This is a genomic window from Salsuginibacillus halophilus (assembly GCF_003014715.1).
GTDB lineage: Bacteria > Bacillota > Bacilli > Bacillales > Marinococcaceae > Salsuginibacillus > Salsuginibacillus halophilus.
Genome location: NZ_PYAV01000014.1, coordinates 48203 through 67603 on the forward strand (window position 1 = coordinate 48203; position 19401 = coordinate 67603).

15 protein-coding genes are annotated in these 19401 nt (G+C 47.4%); 13 read left to right on the top strand and 2 right to left on the bottom strand.

Features of this window, described 5'->3' with window-relative positions; genetic code table 11:
- The first annotated feature begins 234 nt into the window (after nucleotides 1-234).
- The 5 genes from B0H94_RS12730 (at nucleotide 235) to B0H94_RS12755 (ending at nucleotide 5009) form a co-directional block, all read left to right on the top strand.
- The gene (locus B0H94_RS12730) at nucleotides 235-1314 is read left to right on the top strand and encodes an amidohydrolase family protein (protein ID WP_106589656.1); all 1080 of its coding nucleotides are present in this window, start codon (nucleotides 235-237) and stop codon (nucleotides 1312-1314) included.
- A gap of 3 nt (nucleotides 1315-1317) precedes the next feature.
- Nucleotides 1318-1674, top strand: a complete 357-nt coding sequence (locus tag B0H94_RS12735; protein ID WP_106589657.1) for a Rieske (2Fe-2S) protein — start codon at nucleotides 1318-1320, stop codon at nucleotides 1672-1674.
- Nucleotides 1675-1693: 19 nt separating this feature from the next.
- Complete coding sequence (locus B0H94_RS12740) at nucleotides 1694-2683, top strand: NAD(P)/FAD-dependent oxidoreductase (protein ID WP_106589658.1); 990 nt, start codon at nucleotides 1694-1696, stop codon at nucleotides 2681-2683.
- Nucleotides 2684-2763: 80 nt separating this feature from the next.
- A complete protein-coding gene (locus tag B0H94_RS12745) occupies nucleotides 2764-3678 on the top strand; it encodes a glycine betaine ABC transporter substrate-binding protein (RefSeq protein WP_245894019.1) in 915 nt (304 codons plus the stop codon).
- Nucleotides 3679-4025: 347 nt separating this feature from the next.
- Entirely contained in the window at nucleotides 4026-5009 is a 984-nt protein-coding gene (locus B0H94_RS12755; RefSeq protein ID WP_106589661.1) for a tRNA dihydrouridine synthase, read from the top strand.
- Nucleotides 5010-5112: 103 nt separating this feature from the next.
- On the opposite strand, the gene B0H94_RS12760 is transcribed toward B0H94_RS12755, so the two are convergent.
- Both B0H94_RS12760 and B0H94_RS12765 read right to left on the bottom strand, forming a co-directional pair.
- On the bottom strand, nucleotides 5113-5355 hold the full coding sequence (locus B0H94_RS12760; protein ID WP_106589662.1) for a DUF2584 family protein: 243 nt from the start codon (nucleotides 5353-5355) through the stop codon (nucleotides 5113-5115).
- A 119-nt stretch (nucleotides 5356-5474) separates the two neighbouring features.
- A complete protein-coding gene (locus B0H94_RS12765; protein ID WP_106589663.1) occupies nucleotides 5475-6101 on the bottom strand; it encodes a cell wall hydrolase in 627 nt (208 codons plus the stop codon).
- A 580-nt stretch (nucleotides 6102-6681) separates the two neighbouring features.
- Between B0H94_RS12765 and B0H94_RS12775 the strand changes: the two genes are divergently transcribed.
- The 8 genes from B0H94_RS12775 to B0H94_RS12810 all read left to right on the top strand — a co-directional run bounded on the left by B0H94_RS12775 (nucleotide 6682) and on the right by B0H94_RS12810 (nucleotide 19283).
- On the top strand, nucleotides 6682-7881 hold the full coding sequence (locus B0H94_RS12775; RefSeq protein ID WP_106589665.1) for an iron-containing alcohol dehydrogenase: 1200 nt from the start codon (nucleotides 6682-6684) through the stop codon (nucleotides 7879-7881).
- 229 nt (nucleotides 7882-8110) lie between these two features.
- Complete coding sequence (locus tag B0H94_RS12780) at nucleotides 8111-9844, top strand: methyl-accepting chemotaxis protein (protein ID WP_245894026.1); 1734 nt, start codon at nucleotides 8111-8113, stop codon at nucleotides 9842-9844.
- A gap of 202 nt (nucleotides 9845-10046) precedes the next feature.
- Nucleotides 10047-11828, top strand: coding sequence for a methyl-accepting chemotaxis protein (locus B0H94_RS12785; RefSeq protein WP_106589667.1), 1782 nt, complete (start codon nucleotides 10047-10049; stop codon nucleotides 11826-11828).
- A 545-nt stretch (nucleotides 11829-12373) separates the two neighbouring features.
- Complete coding sequence (locus tag B0H94_RS12790; RefSeq protein ID WP_106589668.1) at nucleotides 12374-14131, top strand: methyl-accepting chemotaxis protein; 1758 nt, start codon at nucleotides 12374-12376, stop codon at nucleotides 14129-14131.
- 346 nt (nucleotides 14132-14477) lie between these two features.
- Nucleotides 14478-16271: a methyl-accepting chemotaxis protein gene (locus B0H94_RS12795; RefSeq protein ID WP_181315403.1), complete on the top strand. Its 1794-nt coding sequence runs from the start codon at nucleotides 14478-14480 to the stop codon at nucleotides 16269-16271.
- A 76-nt stretch (nucleotides 16272-16347) separates the two neighbouring features.
- On the top strand, nucleotides 16348-16779 hold the full coding sequence (locus B0H94_RS12800; RefSeq protein WP_181315404.1) for a DUF2521 family protein: 432 nt from the start codon (nucleotides 16348-16350) through the stop codon (nucleotides 16777-16779).
- A gap of 638 nt (nucleotides 16780-17417) precedes the next feature.
- On the top strand, nucleotides 17418-18143 hold the full coding sequence (gene cwlD, locus B0H94_RS12805; RefSeq protein WP_245894021.1) for an N-acetylmuramoyl-L-alanine amidase CwlD: 726 nt from the start codon (nucleotides 17418-17420) through the stop codon (nucleotides 18141-18143).
- 84 nt (nucleotides 18144-18227) lie between these two features.
- Nucleotides 18228-19283 carry an Mrp/NBP35 family ATP-binding protein gene (locus B0H94_RS12810; RefSeq protein ID WP_106589672.1) on the top strand — a complete coding sequence of 352 codons (1056 nt, stop codon included), beginning with the start codon at nucleotides 18228-18230 and terminating at the stop codon, nucleotides 19281-19283.
- Nucleotides 19284-19401 lie beyond the last annotated feature (118 nt).

Sequence of the window (19401 nt, forward strand, 5' to 3'; positions counted from 1 at the left end):
TTCTGATACCGCGGGATCTGAAAAGTTCGCAAATCAATTTCACACTTGTGAAATTAACATTTTATAAAACGTTTTTAATTTCAAATATGAAAATCTATCACTGAAGCTCACTGAACTTCACTGAACTTCACTGACCTTTCTCACTTCGAAAAACGGAGGATTATGGAAGTTGGCGGTGAAAAATGGTCGTGCTAGGCTGAATATCGTTGAGCTTAACAGAGGAGAGTGATAGAAATGGCAACAAAAACAGAGAGCCGCACAGGTTTAATAGACACAGATATTCATGAGCGCGTCATGTATGAAGAGTTACTTCCTTACTTGGAGCAGCCATGGCGCCGCTATATTACAGACTGCCATTGGATTCAGGAAAAACATATGCCGTACACGCAGCCGGCGGTTGCCGGCGTGGACCGGGCAGATGCCCGCGTACCGGATGGCCGGCCGGCAGGGACGGACCTTGGCTTTATGCAGGAGCAGCTGTTAAATCCAAACGGTCACGAAGCTGGTATTTTAACAGGCGCGCTTGATCCATCGCCGTCGTCGATGCACGGCTGGTACGAGATGGCGACAGCGCTCGCATCGGCGTATAACGACTGGCAGATTGATAACTGGCTGGACCGGGATGAGCGATTGTACGGTTCCGTGCAGATTGCAGCCCAGGACCCGGCCGGTGCCGTGCGTGAGATTGAGCGGGTCGGTACGCATCCAAAGATGGTGCAGGTTTTACTGCCGCTGGATGACATATTGTGGGGAGACCCGTACTATCATCCGATTTTTGAAGCGGCCGAAAAACATAACTTAATGATCGGTATGCACCACAATGAGCCGCCGGTGCACTACGGGAAATGGCCGCGCTACTTTATTGAGTGGCACACGTTAATCCCGGTTGCGCATATGAATCAGGTGACAAACCTCATTTTCAACGGCGTTTTTGAAAAGTTTCCGAACTTGAAAGTCATGATGATTGAGGGTGGATTTACGTACGTACCGTTTTTGATGCGGAAAATGGATCAGCAGTATAAAGATTTGCGCCACGAAGTTCCGTGGGTGACAAAAAAACCGAGCGAGACAGTCAAGGAGCACTTCTGTTTTACGACCCAGCCGCTTGAAGAAATGACGAAAAAAGAGTTCCTTCAAGTGATTGATCAAATGGGCTCGGAAGACATCGTCTCGTTTTCTACCGATTATCCGCACTGGGATTATGACTCGCCGACAGAAGCGCTGCCGCCGGGACTTGATGACACATTCGTCCGGAAAATGCTCTCAGAAACTGCGCGTAAGTTTTACCCGAAACTACCGCAGAAGGAGGGGTAACCGATGAAAGAATTCGTTTGTCATGAAGAGGATCTGCAGCCTGGGCAGATGATGCATGCTACGTTTGGTAAGCACGATATCGTTGTGTGCCGGGCATCAGATGGTCACTATTATGCGTTTCTTGACCGCTGCATTCATCAAGGTGCGCCGTTGTCGAAAGGGAAGCTTTGCGGTGCCCCGCAACCGACGGATGAGGTCGGAGACTATGATTTTCAGCAGGAAGGGGATATTCTGCGTTGTCCGTGGCACGGCCGGGAGTTTGATGTGAAGAACAATGGCTGCATGCTCGCGGATGAGCGGATGAAGCTGCGGAACTTTAAGGTGGAAGTGGAAAATGGTGAGGTTGCGGTGACGAAGTAGTTGAGAGGAGTGAAGCAGGATGGCAGAAGAGATGTATGATGTGACGGTGATCGGCGGCGGGCCGACGGGGCTGTTTGCGGCGTTTTATGCCGGGATGCGGGGTATGAGTGTCAAGGTCATTGATAGTATGCCGCAGCTCGGCGGTCAGCTTGCGGCGCTGTATCCTGAGAAATATATTTATGACGTGGCAGGTTTTCCGAAGGTGCGTGCCGGTCAGCTTGTAGAGGATTTAACTGAACAGGCGAAAGCGTTCGACCCGGCAATTGTGCTTGAAGAAACGGTGGAGCAGGTAGAAAAGCAGCTGGACGGCTCAATCATAGTTACGACGCATCAGGCTGTTCACCATTCGCGTACGGTCATTATTACAGCCGGCGTCGGCGCCTTTGAACCGCGACGCCTGCAGATTCAAGGGGCCGCTGAAATGGAAAAGCAGCATCTGCACTATTTTGTAGAGGATATGAGCGAATTCAGCGGTAAGCATGTGCTCATTTCCGGTGGCGGAGATTCAGCGCTTGACTGGGCATTGATGCTGGAGCCGGTCGCAGAGAAAGTAACGCTTGTGCACCGGCGCGATAAGTTTAGAGCGCATGAGCATAGTGTGACCCAGCTTGAGCAGTCAGGGATTGAAGTTTTTACGCCGTACAGTATCCAAAGTGTTGAAGGCGATGCAGGTCAGCTGGCACCTGTGACACTTGAGCACGTCAAGGACGGGAGTGAAATCAAGGTCCCGGCAGATGAAATTTTAGTCAATCACGGGTTTGTCTCCTCGCTCGGTCCGATTAAGTCGTGGGGATTAAACATTGAGAAAAACGCAATTACGGTGAACAACAATATGGAAACGAACATTCCAGGTGTGTATGCGGCCGGCGACATTGCTACGTATGAAGGCAAAGTGAAGCTGATCGCCACCGGATTTGGCGAGGCGCCGCTTGCAGTAAACCACGCAAAAGCAAGCATTGATCCGGAGGCAAAGCTACAGCCGGCACACAGCACAAGCTTATTTTCATAAGCGATGAACAAGATGAAGCAGCTTCCGGCGCTGACTTTCCCATCGAATGATATCTTGAAAATATTTGGAGGCATAAAATGATGAAACTTAACAAACGTTGGACCGCAGCAGTGACCACACCTTTGATACTTCTTGCAGCGTGTGGCGATGCCGAAGAAGAACCCGCAGCAACAGCAGAAACAGAAGAGACCGGCAGTGACGTCGCCGAATCGCTCGATTACACGATTACCGGTATTGATCCAGGAACAGGCATAATGGACATGGCGGCGGACGCCATTGATGTGTATGACTTGGGAGAAGAGTGGGAAGTACAGTCGAGTTCAGATGCGGTGATGACTGCCGAACTTCAGAGTGCACTTGAGGATGAAGAACCAATTGTGGTCACCGGCTGGCAGCCGCACTGGAAATTCATTGAGCATGATGTAAAGTTTCTCGAAGACCCTGAACTTGTTTTTGGTGATGAAAATGATGTACATACGCTTGTACGTGACGGACTAGAAGAAGATCTCCCGGGCCCGTATCAATTGTTTGATCAATTTTACTGGGAGCTTGATGAACAAGAAGAAGTGATGCTGATGGAAGAAGTGGAAGAAATGGAGCCGGAAGAAGCAGCCCGAACGTGGATTGATGATAACGAAGATTTAGTAGCAGAGTGGACAGAAGGCGTTGAAGAAGGCGACGGTGAAACGGTAGAGCTCTCGCTTGTAGAGTGGGTGGACGCAGTTGCGACGACAAATGTGATGGCAGAAGTCCTCCGCGATTTAAACTACGAACCGGAGCTGACTACTGTACAGATCAGCGCCATGTATGCCGGCATGGAAGGCGGCAATGTGGATGCCATGTTTGCCTCGTGGCTGCCGGCGCAGCAGCAGTATTACGATGAATATGAAGAATTTTTCGAGGACCTCGGTGCGAACTCAAGCGGCACCCGGAATGGTCTTGTCATACCTGAATATATGGATATCGACGAAATCGCCGATTTACAGGCGGAGTAGTGAAAGGTGGTGCGCTGCATAAGTGCACCACCTTTCATATGAGTAAAGCGTTGAAAGAGTTGAGCAAGCAACCTGCGGAAAAGTTCGTTCAAGTTGCTATTTGTAGATGTGAAAAGCTTCTAATGCTACCTCTAAAGCTAATCTTTGACGGGGATGCTCCGAGGCTTAAAACCTCAAAGTTTGTTCGATTTTACAATAGGCGATCAAGTGGTTTAGCAGCAGCATTTGCGCTATTTGATAAACATGGACTTATCATGATATAAGTGTAGAGTAAATAGAAAAAGACGCTATTTATAAATAGAAGTAAAGGGTTAGCGGAACCTATCATGAGAGGGTTGGATGGAGATATGGGAAATAATTTTTGGCGTGAGCTCCCACGACCTTTTTTTATATTGGCACCGATGGAAGAAGTGACTGATGTTGTTTTTCGCCACGTGGTGAGTGAAGCAGCCAGGCCTGACGTGTTTTTCACAGAGTTTACGAACGCGGAGAGTTATTGCCACCCGAAAGGGATCGACAGTGTGCGTGGGCGCTTGGCTTTTACAGAAGATGAACAACCGATAGTTGCTCATATTTGGGGAGATAAACCTGAAAACTTTCGGGAAATGAGCATTGGCATGGCTGAGCTGGGTTTTCAAGGCATTGATATTAACATGGGCTGTCCTGTAGATAATGTGGTAGATGATGGGAAAGGTTGTGGCCTGATTCGTCGTCCGGAAGTTGCGGCAGATTTAATCCAATCAGCGAAAGCAGGCGGCTTGCCTGTAAGTGTAAAGACAAGGCTCGGTGTAAATGAAGTCGACGAATGGCGGGAATGGCTGACCCACCTTTTGAAGCAAGATATTGTTAATCTGTCTATTCATCTGCGTACAAGGGATGAAATGAGTAAAGTAGATGCTCATTGGGAGCTGATCCCGGAGATTAAAAAACTTCGAGATGAAGTAGCCCCGGATACACTTTTAACAATCAATGGAGATATTCCGGATCGTCAGACAGGCCTGAAGCTCGCCCGCCAATATGAGGTTGATGGGGTTATGATTGGTCGTGGAATTTTCAACAATCCATTTGCCTTTGAAAAAGAGCCGAAAGACCATAGTCGTAAAGAATTGCTTGATCTTTTAAGGCTGCACCTGGACCTTCACGATAAATATTCTGAATTAGGGCTGCGTCCCTACAAGGCACTGCACCGCTTTTTCAAGATCTATGTGAAAGGATTCCGGGGAGCGAGTGGGTTAAGAAATCAGCTCATGAATACAAAATCAACAGATGAAGCGCACGCATTACTCGATAACTTTGAGTCAAAAAACGTTGATGAAATGAATGAACAGTAGAAAACTTGCTTCATTGAAGTGTTGTTCCGTATTTAAGCTTCTTACTGTAAGGAAGGAAAACCCCTGTCTTTCCAGACTTTCTTGGAAAGACAGGGGTTTTTGTTTAATTGACGCCGATTAATTTTGTTAAAGAAAAGGTGAGCGTCGTTTGCTTATTCTCCCATTCTAATTTATGAATAATACCGATCGCGTACGGGCGGTCTTCCTTCGTCTTTTTCACCCTGATTTCTTCATCTAATGGATAAATGCCGTAACCGTCTTCAGTTAACAGGTAAGTGTTTTCGTCTTTGTTGACTTCTTTGTAATTCGTTATGATGGCCTGTGGTATGAAGTAGTGGTCACTCATTCAATCACCTCCATCGCTTTCTTTCCCATGATAGGATGATCTCGCTTTTTACTCTCTTAGCATGACCAATGTTTTCTATTTTAGAAACTAAGTGGCTGTAATTACGCATTGTTCTGTTCTCAATCGGCAAAATGGTGCTGGCCGATCGTTAAGCGCACGTCGCGTGTAAAGATCCATTCAGAAGTGGCTTCTTCAGGATTGTAGTAATAGGTTGCGCCCGCAGTCGGGTCCCACCCGTTCCATGCATCGGCTACTGCTTGGTAGGCGGTGGGCCCGGGCTCCATATCAAATTGCCCGTCCTGGACTGCGGTAAAGGCATTGGTTTGATGAATGACGTTATGCACGTCGTTAGGAAACTCAGGCGCGTTCAGGCGGTTTTTCAGCACCGCAGCCACCGCCACCTGGCCTTCATACAACTCGCCGCGCGCTTCACCGTTTACAACGCGGGCAATTTGTTTCACTTCGTCCAATTTGTTCTGCGTATTCGGTCCAGCTATGCCGTCTGCCGCCAAGTTAAAATCTTGTTGAAACTCGCGCACGGCCTGCTGAGTAGCATCACCGTAGTAACCAGTCGCGTTCGTATGTAGATAATCGGCTTGAATTAAATGTTCCTGCAGCTCCACGACTGATGCATTTTCTTCCCCATGTGTTAGCGCCAAAGCTCCAGCGGCAGCTGTCGGCTTTTCAATCATAAAAGTAAATAAGACCGTAGCTGCAACAGCAATAAAGATATTTTTCTTGCTCATCGAAAGAAGACCTCCCTCTCTGTCTTTTACAATAGTTGATCCACTTTTATTATATCGAAAGCTTGTTTCCTCTCCAACTCATACAAGCGGTATTTGCCACATCAAGTAATTATGTGCGAGTCGTTCCTTTTTAAACGGCAATTTTCTAGGACGGAACAACCATAACTGAATAAATTATCTTTTGTGAATGGTCCCGTCTCGGCGGTGATCTCCATTTTCGCGTGGAACTGCTCCATTTTTGGGGGAAGCGCGCTCCACGGTGAGAGAATCCGCTCCGTATTTGTTGATGAGCGCTCCACGGTGAGAGAATCCGCTCCGTATTTGTTGATGAGCGCTCCACGGTGAGAGAATCCGCTCCATATTTGTTGATGAGCGCTCCACGCGTCCTGAGCCCGCTCCATTTTCATTGAAGTGAGTTTCATACGGTGACAATTTACTCCAAACCGTTTGAATCTCGTTCCATATTTGATGAAATGAGTCCCGCCTTCAGCAAAGTGCCTGCCGGATTCAGCATTAGTGTATCCACTGGCAAAGCGGGTATAGATAGGGCATAAGCTTATACATAGAAAGGGGGGCGCGTGTGTACACACTTTACTGCCGGGGATATCAGCAGGTGATGAAGCAAGTGGCAAGGTTTATATCGTGGCGGCGGCCGGCGCTGCTTGCAGGGAGAAACAGTCTGCAGGATCTTACCGGTCTTCTCCGCAGTAACGAATATAAGAGTGTGCTTATTGTAACTGATGCTTCCATGGAAGAGCTGCCGATATACACGGAGCTGCTCGATGTTTTGAAAGCCGCAGGCGCCGATTACGTCATATATAACCGCACCGTACCGAATCCGACAATTGTGAATGTGGAAGAAGCGTATGCGCTGTATCAAAGCGCGAGGTGTGATGCGATTCTCGCGTTTGGTGGTGGTTCCCCAATGGATTGTGCCAAAGGTGCAGCTGCCCGGGCGGCCCGGCCGAAAAAGGAAATTCCGCAAATGAAGGGGCAGTTGAAGGTGAGAAAGCAGGTACCTCCGCTGATTGCTGTGCCAACGACGGCGGGTACCGGGAGTGAGGCTACTGTAACAGCGGTCATATCGAATCCGGAAACAAAGGAGAAGTATTCAGTGAATGATCCGGTCCTCATTCCGGACTATGCGGTGCTTGATCCGGTGCTCACAAGTAACTTGCCGGCACCGCTTACTGCAGCGACGGGTATGGATGCACTCACCCATGCGGTGGAAGCATATCTTAACCGCGGAGGTACAGCTGAAGTGAAATCATGGTGTGAAGAAGCGGTATCGCTCATTTTCAATCATTTATATTCGGCGTACCGTGAGGGTAATCTTGAGTCTCGCGAGGCGATGCAGCAGGCGGCACATGTGGCAGGTCTTGCGTTCACGCGAAATTATGTTGGTTATGTTCATGCGATCGCGCATACCCTCGGCGGTTTTTATCACGTGCCGCATGGTCTTGCGAACGCGGTGATTCTGCCGCACGTGCTGCGGTATTACGGAGAGCCTGTACACGATCAGCTCGCTGCCCTTGCTGATGCGGCAGGATTAGTGGATAAGTATGAAACTGCCGCAGTAAAAGCTGAGTCCTTCATAAAAGCCGTCGAAGAATTAAACGAGGCGATGGGGATTCCGGCGCAGCTTAATGACATTCAAAAAGTAGATATTCCTTTTATGGTCGAGCGAGCCACGGCAGAGGCCAATCCTCTGTACCCAGTGCCAGTCATTTTGCGAAAAAAAGATTTAACAATTCTCTATCACCGGGTGAAAGCGGGTTGATGGAACGTAAACCGAGACAACATTTTTTGATGGTGTCTCGGTTTTTTATGTTTTATTGATTCAAAATACCTATAATTACAAGTGTGATCGTCTGAGCCAAAGTTTTCTCTTTTGGGGTTATTTGTCGAAACTGTATTGTTATTGGTTATAAAGACTTATATAATGAAGGTTGCAAAAGTCTCGAATGTAGACAAGTGTATAAGGTGGAGGGAGGAGAAGTACGTTGAAAGTGACATTACGCAAGAAATTAATTGGCGGATTTTTAGGCGTTGCAGTCGTCCTTTCGATTGCAATTTCAATTGCACTTACGCAGATGAGTCAAATGTCCGATACGTTTGACTTTCTTGTTCATAACGAAACAGAGCTGCGGAATAACGTTGCAGATATGGAAGCAGCAATTAACCGGCAAAGCAGTTATTTTCGCGGCTACTTATTAACGGAGAGTCAAGATTATTATGAAACGTTTGAAGCTGCAAATGAAGAAATTGAAGATTTGATTCACGATGGACGGCAACTGGCGCAGTTTCCGGAAACTTTACAAGCATTTAATGAAATTTTGGAGCTTAACCGAGAATACGCTGATGAAGCAGGTGCAGCCCTTGATTTAAGCCCGGATAACGCTGTTACATATGCAAGTACTGAAGTGATTCCGGTCGGTGTAGATATGGAGAATATTGTACAAGAACTTATGAATGATATTGATACAACTGTGCAAACTGGTGCAGATCAAGCGTTAACCGGTGCAGATCAAGCGTTTTGGGTCACCACCATTGTAAGTTTTATTGCTATACTGATCGCTGTGTTCGGCGGAGTTTTTATCTCCAACCGGATCGCCGGGCCTGTTAAGCAGTTATCCAAAGCAGCCGGTGAACTAGCAGAAGGAGACTTAAGCCGCGACAGCTTAAAAGTGAAAAACAAAGACGAAATTGGCGAGTTAGCGCAGTCATTTGAAGCAATGAAACAAAACTTGCGCGGAATGATTACCCGCATCTCAGCCAGTTCTCAATCAGTTGCCGCTTCTTCAGAGCAGATGACCCGCAGTGCTGAAGAAACGAGCAATGCGACGTCCCAGATTACTGAATCCATTCAAGAAGTAGCCGGGGGATCTGATCAACAACTACAAAGTACAACTGAAGCAAAAGAAACGTCCAAAGAGATTAATGAAGGTATGGGTCAAATTGCTGAAACGGTGGAGCAGGTGAGCGAATCATCTGCAAAGACCGGGGAGAATGCAATGAACGGTCTGCGGGTGATTGATGAAACCGTTCAGCAAATCAAAATGTTAGATGAACAGAGTGAAGATATCGTTCAAAAAGTAAACAACTTAAATGAGTTAAGCGAACAAATTGATTCAATCATCGCTATGATTACAAATATTGCTGAGCAAACAAACTTGCTTGCTTTAAACGCTGCGATTGAGGCAGCGCGCGCCGGGGAGCACGGGAAAGGTTTTGCCGTTGTCGCCGATGAGGTTCGTAAACTCGCCGAGCAGTCCAATCAATCTGCGCAGGAAGTCAGCGGCTTAGTAACACAAATTCAAGAAGGGATTGGGACATCTGCAGAGATGGTGAAGGGCGGTCGTAATGCAGCGCGCAGCGGGCTGGACCATGTTGAAGAGGCGCGCCACGAATTTACCGCGATTCACGATAGCGTGCAGTCTGTGACCGGCCAGATTGAAGAAGTGGTGGCCGCAGTGGAAGAAATGTCTGCCGGTACTGAAAGTTTAGATAAACAAATTCAAAGTACAGCAGAGGTGGCTGCCTCTACCTCAAGTTATGCCCAAAACGTAGCCGCATCTGCTGAAGAACAAATGGCCTCGATGGAAGAAGTCTCAACTTCGGCTGAAACGCTTGCCTCTATGGCTGAAGAACTAGAGAAGGAAGTTCGTCAATTTCAGCTAGATCAAAAAGACGAAGGTTCTGATTCTGAAGTTTTAGTTCAAGAGAATGACAACGATACGTAAGTACAAGTAAATGAAGATAGAGCGTGAAGTTTCCCGCTTCTGGGGCTAAAATCAGTCACAAAATTTATGAATAAATCACAAATTATAGAACGAAAAGCATTGTTAATAGTCATTTAGTCTTATATAATGAGCGGAGCACATTCAATTCGAACAAGTATTTCGTCTTGGAAGTTGACAGCAGGAGAAAAAGGAGAGATTTTACGTGCGATGGACGATTCGCAAAAAGTTAGTCACAGGTTTTGTAGGGATTGCCGTAATCCTTGCAGCAGCGATAGGTTTTGCACTTACACAAATGAATCAGATGTCTCAAACATTTGATTTCTTATTAAACGAAGAACGGGAGCTGCAAGGTACAGTTGCAGAGATTGAAGCAAATGTGAACCAGCAGAGCAGCAGGTTCCGGGCTTACTTATTGAATGAAGAGGACGCGGATTTAGACTCGGTGTATGAGTTAAACATGGAAACCGGGGATCTAATTGAAGAAGCACAAGAGCTCGCAGTAAACCCAGCCCATGAAGAGACACTAGAAGAACTTTGGTCAAGTAATATTTCATACCGCAGCAATGCCCGCGGGGTGGAAAACTTAAACGACAGCATGGTTGATTATGCGAACCGCTCCGTGATCCCGATTGGTCGCGACATGCGTGAAGATACCCAGGCGTTGTTGGCGAGCCTCGATGAAGATGTGGCAGCGGCAACAGATGAAACGTTGGCAGAGGCAGGGCAAACGATTTTGCTTGTGTCGATCATTAGCATTGGTGCTGTGATTTTGGCGGTTGTTGCCGGTGTACTTATTTCCAACCGAATTGCCCGGCCGATCATCAGTCTTTCACACGCTGCTTCTCAAATGGCTGATGGTGACTTAACGGCTGAAAAACAGCAGTTAAAAACGAATGATGAAATTAACGATTTAAACGAGGCGTTTGAAACGATGAAAGCGAATCTCCGCGGTATGATTGGACGCATTGCTACCGGAGCCCAATCTGTCGCTGCGTCATCTGAAGAAATGAAAGCTAGCGCTGATGAAACGAGCAGTGCTACCCAACAAATTACAGAGTCAATTCAAGAAGTGGCCGGGGGCGCCGATCGGCAGACGCAGCAGACGAGTGAAGCACAGGCAACCTCCCAGGAGATCAATGAGGGGATGAGTCAGATTGCTGAAACAGTAGAACATGTCAGCCAATCTTCCCTCCATGCAGGCGAAAATGCGAGTAATGGTGTGAAAGTTATCGATGACACGGTAGAACAGATGGAGTCGATTGATGCCCAAAGCGAACAGCTTGTACAGAAAGTAAGCGGCTTAAGTAAACAGTCCGAACAAATTGATGAGATTATCTCCATGATTACAAGCATTGCAGAGCAGACGAACCTGCTTGCGTTAAATGCCGCAATTGAAGCGGCCCGCGCGGGCGAGCACGGAAAAGGCTTTGCAGTGGTGGCTGACGAAGTACGCAAGCTTGCTGAGCAGTCCAACCAGTCGGCTCAAGAAGTGAGCAGCCTCATTACCCAAATTCAAGAAGGTATTAACGAATCCGTCGAGATGGCCGGCGGTGGCCGCGAAGCTGTGCAGAGCGGGCTCAAACACGTCGGGGAAGCGCGTCAGGAATTCACATCCATTAGTTCATCGATTCAAGATGTGACTGGACAGATTCAAGAAGTTGTCGCGGCGGTTGAGGAAATGTCAGCCGGCACCGATACATTAAACACAGCGGTGCAGACAACGGCAGAAGAAGCTTCTTCAACTTCAAGTTATGCTGAAAATGTAGCTGCATCTGCTGAAGAGCAGATGGCTTCGATGGAGGAAGTATCATCAGCTGCTGATTCACTTTCGGAAATGGCAGAGGATCTTGAGGAAGAAGTCCAGAAGTTTAAAATCGGACAAAATCCAGCTGCCGAAGCAGAAGAACCGCCTTTGGAAGACGAAGGTGAAGGTGAGGATGAAGAGGAGACCGAAGCTCCGGCGTCAGAAAAGTATACAGCATAAAACTGAAAAAGATTTTGAAAAAAACCGTTATGCAGATGCATAGCGGTTTTTTCGTCTTTATAACATTAGCGTGAAGTTTATGTTCTAACTTTATTACCTGTTGCAGAGTTATTTAATCTTTGAAGCCCGGTGTTCAAAAAAATAGCATTACCTTAAGTCAATTGCATTATGACGCTTCAAGAGCCATCAAACGAACCATATCCATTGGAAATGATTAATGATCCGTAAATTGAAAAGTGACCGAAACGAAAGACGGCGACTCCCAGAGGGACAAGCGCAGGCTGAAGATCCACTTGTTCGAATGGTTTTGAATCGAACAAGTTAGCTGAAGGCAAGCCCTCGAGAAAGCGTCCGTCTGAAGTGAAGGTTACGTTCATTGTTCGTTTTTATCCTCTTATAACAAATAGGAAATTCATTCAATTACTTAACAATTTAGAATTTTATGTTGTGTATGAGTATAAGGGCTTATATAATAAATGTAATAATTTTCTTTAAATGGTTTTTGTGTAATTGAACTTCGACATTGGGGGAAGGGGAGGGGCATCATGAGATGGACACTTCGGAAAAAGCTTGTAGCTGGGTTTACAAGCATTGCACTACTTTTAGCTTTAGTAATTGGTTTTGCTTTAATACAGATGAATCAAATGTCACAGACGTTTGACTTCTTATTGAACAATGAGACAGAACTGCACAGCACAATTTCAGAAGTAGAGTCCAATGTGAATCAGCAGAGCAGCATGTTTCGGGCGTACTTAATCAATGAGGATGAAGATCAGCTTGAGGCTGTCTTTGAACGGAACGATGCTATTAGAAGCCTGCTTGAAGAAGCAGAAGGGATGGCTTATGACGAAGCTGATATCGCAGCGATTGATGAGTTGTGGTCGGACAATTACCGCTATCGCAGCAATGTTCAAGGGGCTGAAGGAATTTCAGGTGGTGCAGCAGTTTCTTATGCCAATCAGTCGGTGCTGCCGCTTGGACAAGATATGCGTGATCATACGCAGGAGCTGCTTGACCGGATCGATGCAGACGTGGCAGCAGCAACAGATGAAACATTAGCAGAAGCTGGTGGTACTGTACTGCTCGTTTCAATTGTCAGCATCGCTGCAGTGATCTTTGCAATTCTTGCCGGGGTGTTGATTTCCAACCGGATTGCCCGGCCGGTTGTTTCCTTATCCCGTTCAGCCACGCGAATGGCAGAAGGTGATTTGACCGAGGAAAAGAAGCGGTTTAAAACGAATGATGAAATTCATGATTTAAATGAAGCATTTCATGAGATGAAAACGAACCTGCACGGGATGATTTCCCGGATCGCTTCTGGTGCAGAGTCTGTTGCAGCCTCATCTGAAGAAATGAAATCAAGCGCTGAAGAAACGAGTAACGCCACGAATCAAATTACAGAATCCATTCAAAAAGTGGCAGGCGGCGCTGACCGGCAGACGCAGCGGACGAGTGAAGCAAAAGCAACCGCTCAGGAAATTAACGACGGCATGGGTCAGATTGCTGAAACGATGGAGCATGTAAGCGAGTCGTCCGCAAACGCCGGTGAAAACGCAGCAAATGGTGTGAAAGTGATTGATGATACGGTGGCGCAGATGGAGACGATTGATGCACGGACTGAAGCTATATCGACTAAAGTGAACAGTTTGAGTGAGCATTCTGAACAGGTCGATCAAATCATTTCTTTAATCGGCAACATTGCTGAACAGACCAATTTGCTAGCATTAAACGCCGCGATCGAAGCAGCCCGGGCCGGTGAGCACGGCAAAGGTTTCGCTGTCGTTGCTGACGAAGTGCGCAAACTTGCCGAGCAGTCGAATGCCTCGGCGCAGGAGATCAGTACATTAATTTCTGAAATTCAAGGCGGTATTCAGTCATCTGTAGAAATGACAGAAGAAGGACGAGCTGCAGTGCAGAGCGGTATAAATCATGTAAACGAGGCACGTACAGAATTTAGTTCAATTCAGAGTGCGGTCCATGATGTGACTGGTCAAATTCAACAAGTCGCAGCAGCTGTGGAAGAAATGTCTGCCGGAACGGAGACACTCACCCAGACGATTGAGACAACAGCTGAAGAAGCTTCATCAACGTCTAGCTATGCAGAAAACGTAGCTGCCTCAGCTGAAGAACAGATGGCGTCCATGGAAGAAGTATCATCAGCAGCCGAATCCCTTTCATCAATGTCCGAAGAGCTGGAGCAGGAAGTGAACAACTTCAACATTCATGAACGCCAATCAGAAGGAGAAGAGATGGTGTTAAGTGAAGAAGCTGAAGAGGTTAGTGAAGAAAGAAAAGTTTCTTAAGTATAAGAAAAAGGCTGCGGTGCTTAGGCATCGCAGCCTTTTTAAAGTTTGTAGGAAAGGTACATTTTCGTTAGAGCGTACCCTTCACTTCAGTAAAACTTCTTTTTTCAACATTAGGGCTCTGTCCCGCAATATGCGATGAAAATTGTCGGTGAAAGCTGAGATCAACTCATTACATAACAAAATAACTGTAATCACAAAATAAAATTACAAAAAATCTGAAAATATTTTTGTGAGATGATTGTTTATGGTTCTATAGACTTATATAATAAGGATATAAAAATTTTAGTCGTAAATGTATGCGCTAACATATTTATGGTTTGATACTTAAAAGGGGATGTATAAAATGAAGTGGACACTTCGGAAAAAGCTTGTGGCCGGCTTTACAAGCATTGCACTGTTATTGGCAGCTGTCATTAGCCTGGCACTTATTCAAATGAATCAAATGTCTCAGACGTTCGACTTTTTAGTGAATAATGAATCGGAACTTCAGTCTGTGATCACAGAAGTCGAAGCGAATGTGAATCAGCAGAGCAGTTTAGTGCGATCATACTTATTAAATGAAGAGGAAGACGAGTTGCAAAGAGCATTAGATGTTAACGAAGAAGTGAGCCAGCTGCTTGAAGAAGCAGAAGAGATGGCTTATGACGAAGAGGATCAAGAAGAGATTGAGCGCCTTTGGTCTGATAATTATCGGTACCGGAGCAACGCAGAAGGCGCGGCGGACCTTGATGGTGATGCGGCCGTAGCCTATGCAAACCAATCGGTGATCCCTCTAGGGCGCTCTATCAGGGAGTCTGCTCAGCGCCTCGGTACAAGTATTGATGAAGATATGGCAGCGGTGACTGAGGAAACCTTAGCAGAATCTAGCGCCACCATCGTTTTTGTCTCTGCTGTCAGTGCTGGTGCCGTCATGTTGTCCATTCTTGCCGGTGTGTTCATCTCCAACCGGATTGCCCGGCCAATTAGGGTACTGTCTCAATCTGCTGTAAACATGGCTGAAGGTGACTTAACCGGTGAAAAACAGCATTTAAAATCGAAGGATGAAATTCATGACTTGAACGAAGCGTTCGAGGCCATGAAAGAAAATCTGCGCGGGATGATCTCCCGTATTTCAGCTGGTGCCGAATCTGTTGCAGCCTCATCTGAAGAGATGAAATCAAGCGCTGAAGAAACGAGCAATGCGACGAATCAAATTACTGAATCCATCCAGGAAGTGGCAGGAGGCGCTGACCGTCAGAAGCAGCGGACGAGTGAAGCGAAAGCAACCGCCCAGGAAATTAACGACGGCATGGGTCAAATTGCTGAAACAGTGGAGCATGTGAGTGAAGCGTCTGTAAATGCTGGTGAAAACGCAGCTAATGGTGTGAAAGTCATTGATGATACGGTGGCGCAGATGGAGACGATTGATGCCCGGACTGAAGCCATTTCAAACAAAGTGAACAGCTTGAGTGAGCAGTCGGAACAGATTGATCAAATCATTTCTTTAATTGGAAATATCGCCGAGCAGACGAACCTGCTTGCGTTAAACGCAGCGATCGAAGCGGCTCGGGCCGGCGAACACGGGAAAGGCTTCGCTGTTGTCGCTGATGAAGTGCGTAAACTGGCCGAACAGTCAAATGCATCGGCGCAGGAGATCAGCACATTGATTTCTGAAATTCAAGGCGGTATTCAAGCGTCTGTAGAAATGACGGAAGAAGGACGAGCTGCAGTGCAGAGCGGGATGAATCATGTCGGTGAGGCACGTACAGAATTTAGTTCAATCAAGAGCGCTGTCCAGGATGTGACCGGTCAGATCCAGCAAGTCGCAGCAGCTGTGGAAGAAATGTCTGCCGGAACGGGGACACTCAACCAGACGATCGAGACAACGGCCGAAGAAGCTTCATCAACGTCTAGCTACGCAGAAAACGTCGCTGCCTCAGCTGAAGAACAGATGGCGTCCATGGAAGAAGTCTCGTCAGCAGCGGAATCGCTTTCCTCAATGGCTGAAGAGTTGGAGCAGGAGGTTAGTCAATTTAAAGTGAAAGCAGATGATCCAACGCTTTATACCGTTGAAGACACGGAAAGTCAAGTGGTGCTTGAAGAAGATTCGCCAGACTTAAATGAAGAAGGTGAACAAGAAGAACGGCGCAACTCGTAGTGAACAGAGCTTTCCGTACATTGCCGGGGGTGAATTTGTGTTTGCTGCGCACGCTAACGTCAAGGGGGGAGGAAACATGGCGGTTGTCTCTTTGGCGGCGCACAAACAGGAAAAAATCGAAAAGCAGGATGAGCGTTTAATCCGAGCTGTGTCTCGTGAAGAAGTGGAAAACTCAGCGGCGCGTCACATTGCGCCGGTGTGTGCTTCTTTCCATTTTCGGGGGTCGTTTTTAGAAGAGGCTTGTCTGGATCTTGGTGTTGAAGCTTATTTACAAGGGGGACGCACAGGATACCGCACAGGTAAGCGCGGCAAAACAGGGGGCGTGGCAAATCAATTTCAATTGACCCAGGAAGCGTTGCAGGCAGAACTGACTGTGCTGCTTTTATCCTGGGTGCACCGCGGCACGCTATCCGCTGAAGAGCTGCGCCGGGCTTCGCGCGCCTACACCCGCGAATGGTGGGAACGCGGCTTTGAAACCGGCAGGCGGCATCGCTGCTTGAAATATTAAACCAGAAACCGGGCTGCGGCCCGGTTTCAAACAGTCGACAAAGTACAAAACTTAACATTAAATCAAACTTACTACTTCAACTGCCGCGGGCTGCCCTGTTAAGCGGGGAAAAACGAATCATGAACGTAACCTTCACGCCAGACGGACGCTTTCCCGAGGGCTTGCCTTCAGCTAACTTGTTCGATTCAAAACGATTCGAACAAGTGGATCTTCAAGCTGCGCTTGATCCTCTGGGAGTCGCCGTCTTTCGTTTCGGTTACTTTTACATTTGTATATGGTTCGTTTGATCACTCATAAAGTGTCATGATGAAATGGATTCATGTAGATATTGCTTAATCAAAAGAATCTTTACAATTGATGACCTTTAAACTACGCAAGGCTGACGAGCGCCGGCGGCGACGCCACTAGGAACAACGCGAGCCAAAAATCTCGCAGGCCGTGACTTCCTGCCGGGTGCAGGCGTCCGCCCAAAAGCAACATTAGCCTCTGCTTTTCTTGAAAGTTTGTCTACACGCTGAAACCGGGCTGAGGCCCGGTTTTTTGCTTGTACGGCCCAAACCCATATCAGCGCATGCATAGAACAGTGCCATTACACATATCCTTGGACGAGTAGAACATAACAGAAAGGGATGGCGCACGTGCAACGGTTGTTATGGTATTTGGCCGTAATTGGAATTGTCGTACTTACGGCGGCGGCTGTTTATAATATAAGTAAAACCGAAGAAGCAGCTCCAACGGCAGGAGGGCTCCAACTGCCGCTTGCAGGTGAGGTGATCGTGATCGACCCGGGTCATGGCGGTGTAGATGGCGGGGCATCTTCCAAAAGCGGACTGCTTGAAAAAGACGTGGCACTTGATATCGGATTTCAGCTGCGCGATTACCTTCAAGAAGCAGGCGCCCTCGTCCATATGACACGGGAGAGCGACCGCGACCTTGCCGAAACAGACACCCGACGCTACCGTCAGCGTAAGCTTGAAGACTTGCGCGCCCGTAAAAACACGATCAACGCAGACCGGGTCGACATGTTTATCACCCTTCACTTAAACGCGATCCCTTCCGCCGGCGTGAGCGGTGCCCAAACATTTTACGACCCAAAATCCGACGACAACAAAGCCCTTGCCCACCACATTCAGCACGAACTCGTTTACAACCTGGAGAACACAACCCGTAAGGCGAAAGCCATTGACCAGATTTACTTACTGCGGGAGGCTGATCCGCCAGGTGTTCTCATCGAAACGGGCTTCTTATCAAATGCTGAAGAAGCCCGGCTTCTCGAAAAGCCATCGTACCAAAACAAAATTGCTGCTTCCATTTATCAAGGCATGCTTCGTTATGCAAGTGGAGAATCTGCTGAAAACGAATAAGCACAGCGGGCGCTGAAATATCCTTTGGTATGCTATACTGAATGAGGAAAACGATATCATTCAAGCCAAAGGAAGGTGCATCCGTTGATCACAGAAGCGCAAATTAACGAAGTTCTCCAATCCATTAATGATCCGGATTTAAATAAAACCATCGTCGAAACCGGCGGCGTGCGCGAAATGAAAATTAAAGACGACGGCCAAGTCAGCTTAAAAATCGCCCTCGCTCAAACAGGTACAGCTGATCAGATGCAGCTGCAGCAGCAAATTGCAAACGCTGTAAAAGAAGCAGGTGCTACATCTGTCGGCCTTCGTTTTGAAAATTTAACTGATGAAGAAATTGAAGCTGCCGGCGGCGCTCAAGCAGAATCCGGAGGCGGCGGGCTGCTTGACGAAAACACAAATACGACATTTATTGCAGTTTCAAGCGGAAAAGGCGGGGTCGGTAAATCAACCGTCACGGTGAACGTCGCAACAGCCCTTGCCCGTGAAGGGAAAAACGTCGGCATTATTGATGCAGACATTTACGGCTTCAGCGTTCCAGATATGATGGGCATTGAGGAACGCCCACAAGTCGTTGGAGAAACGATTTACCCCGTAGAACGCTACGGTGTTAAAGTCATTTCTATGGGCTTTTTCGTCGAGGATAACGCGCCGGTCATTTGGCGCGGTCCAATGCTTGGAAAAATGTTAACCAACTTCTTTAACGAAGTTGCGTGGGGCGACTTGGATTATTTAATCCTCGACCTTCCGCCGGGCACAGGTGATGTGGCCTTAGATGTTCATACCATGCTGCCTGAATGTAAAGAACTGATCGTTACAACGCCTCACGCTACCGCTGCCTTTGTCGCAGCGCGCGCTGGTGCCATGGCGATTAAAACACACCATGAGATTCTCGGTGTTGTAGAAAACATGGCTTACTTTGAAAGTCAGCTAACAGGTGAAAAAGAGTACGTCTTCGGCACAGGTGGCGGCGACCGCCTCGCTGAAGAACTGAAGGCTGAACTGCTAGGCCGGATTCCGCTCGGGCAGCCGACAATTGATGAAGAAGATTTCGCGCCATCGGTTTATGAACGCGAGCATCCAATCGGAGCAGTCTACCGGGACATGGCCCGCCGTATGCTAGAAAAAATGGAAAAATAATATGATGAATATGAAAAAAGAAGCCGGCTGCCGGCTTCTTTTTTCATATCGCGCCTGCGTAAAGAAGTTTTTTGAGCAGCTTCCCCCTGGAAATGCAGCGCGCATCAGCATGAAAATT

Bases quoted from the DNA above. Each gene is read 5' to 3' on its own strand.
- B0H94_RS12730 (WP_106589656.1), top strand. From the start codon at position 235: ATGGCAACAAAAACAGAGAGCCGCACAGGTTTAATAGACACAGATATT.
- B0H94_RS12735 (WP_106589657.1), top strand. From the start codon at position 1,318: ATGAAAGAATTCGTTTGTCATGAAGAGGATCTGCAGCCTGGGCAGATG.
- B0H94_RS12740 (WP_106589658.1), top strand. From the start codon at position 1,694: ATGGCAGAAGAGATGTATGATGTGACGGTGATCGGCGGCGGGCCGACG.
- B0H94_RS12745 (WP_245894019.1), top strand. From the start codon at position 2,764: ATGAAACTTAACAAACGTTGGACCGCAGCAGTGACCACACCTTTGATA.
- B0H94_RS12755 (WP_106589661.1), top strand. From the start codon at position 4,026: ATGGGAAATAATTTTTGGCGTGAGCTCCCACGACCTTTTTTTATATTG.
- B0H94_RS12760 (WP_106589662.1), bottom strand. From the start codon at position 5,355: ATGAGTGACCACTACTTCATACCACAGGCCATCATAACGAATTACAAA.
- B0H94_RS12765 (WP_106589663.1), bottom strand. From the start codon at position 6,101: ATGAGCAAGAAAAATATCTTTATTGCTGTTGCAGCTACGGTCTTATTT.
- B0H94_RS12790 (WP_106589668.1), top strand. From the start codon at position 12,374: ATGAGATGGACACTTCGGAAAAAGCTTGTAGCTGGGTTTACAAGCATT.
- B0H94_RS12795 (WP_181315403.1), top strand. From the start codon at position 14,478: ATGAAGTGGACACTTCGGAAAAAGCTTGTGGCCGGCTTTACAAGCATT.
- B0H94_RS12800 (WP_181315404.1), top strand. From the start codon at position 16,348: ATGGCGGTTGTCTCTTTGGCGGCGCACAAACAGGAAAAAATCGAAAAG.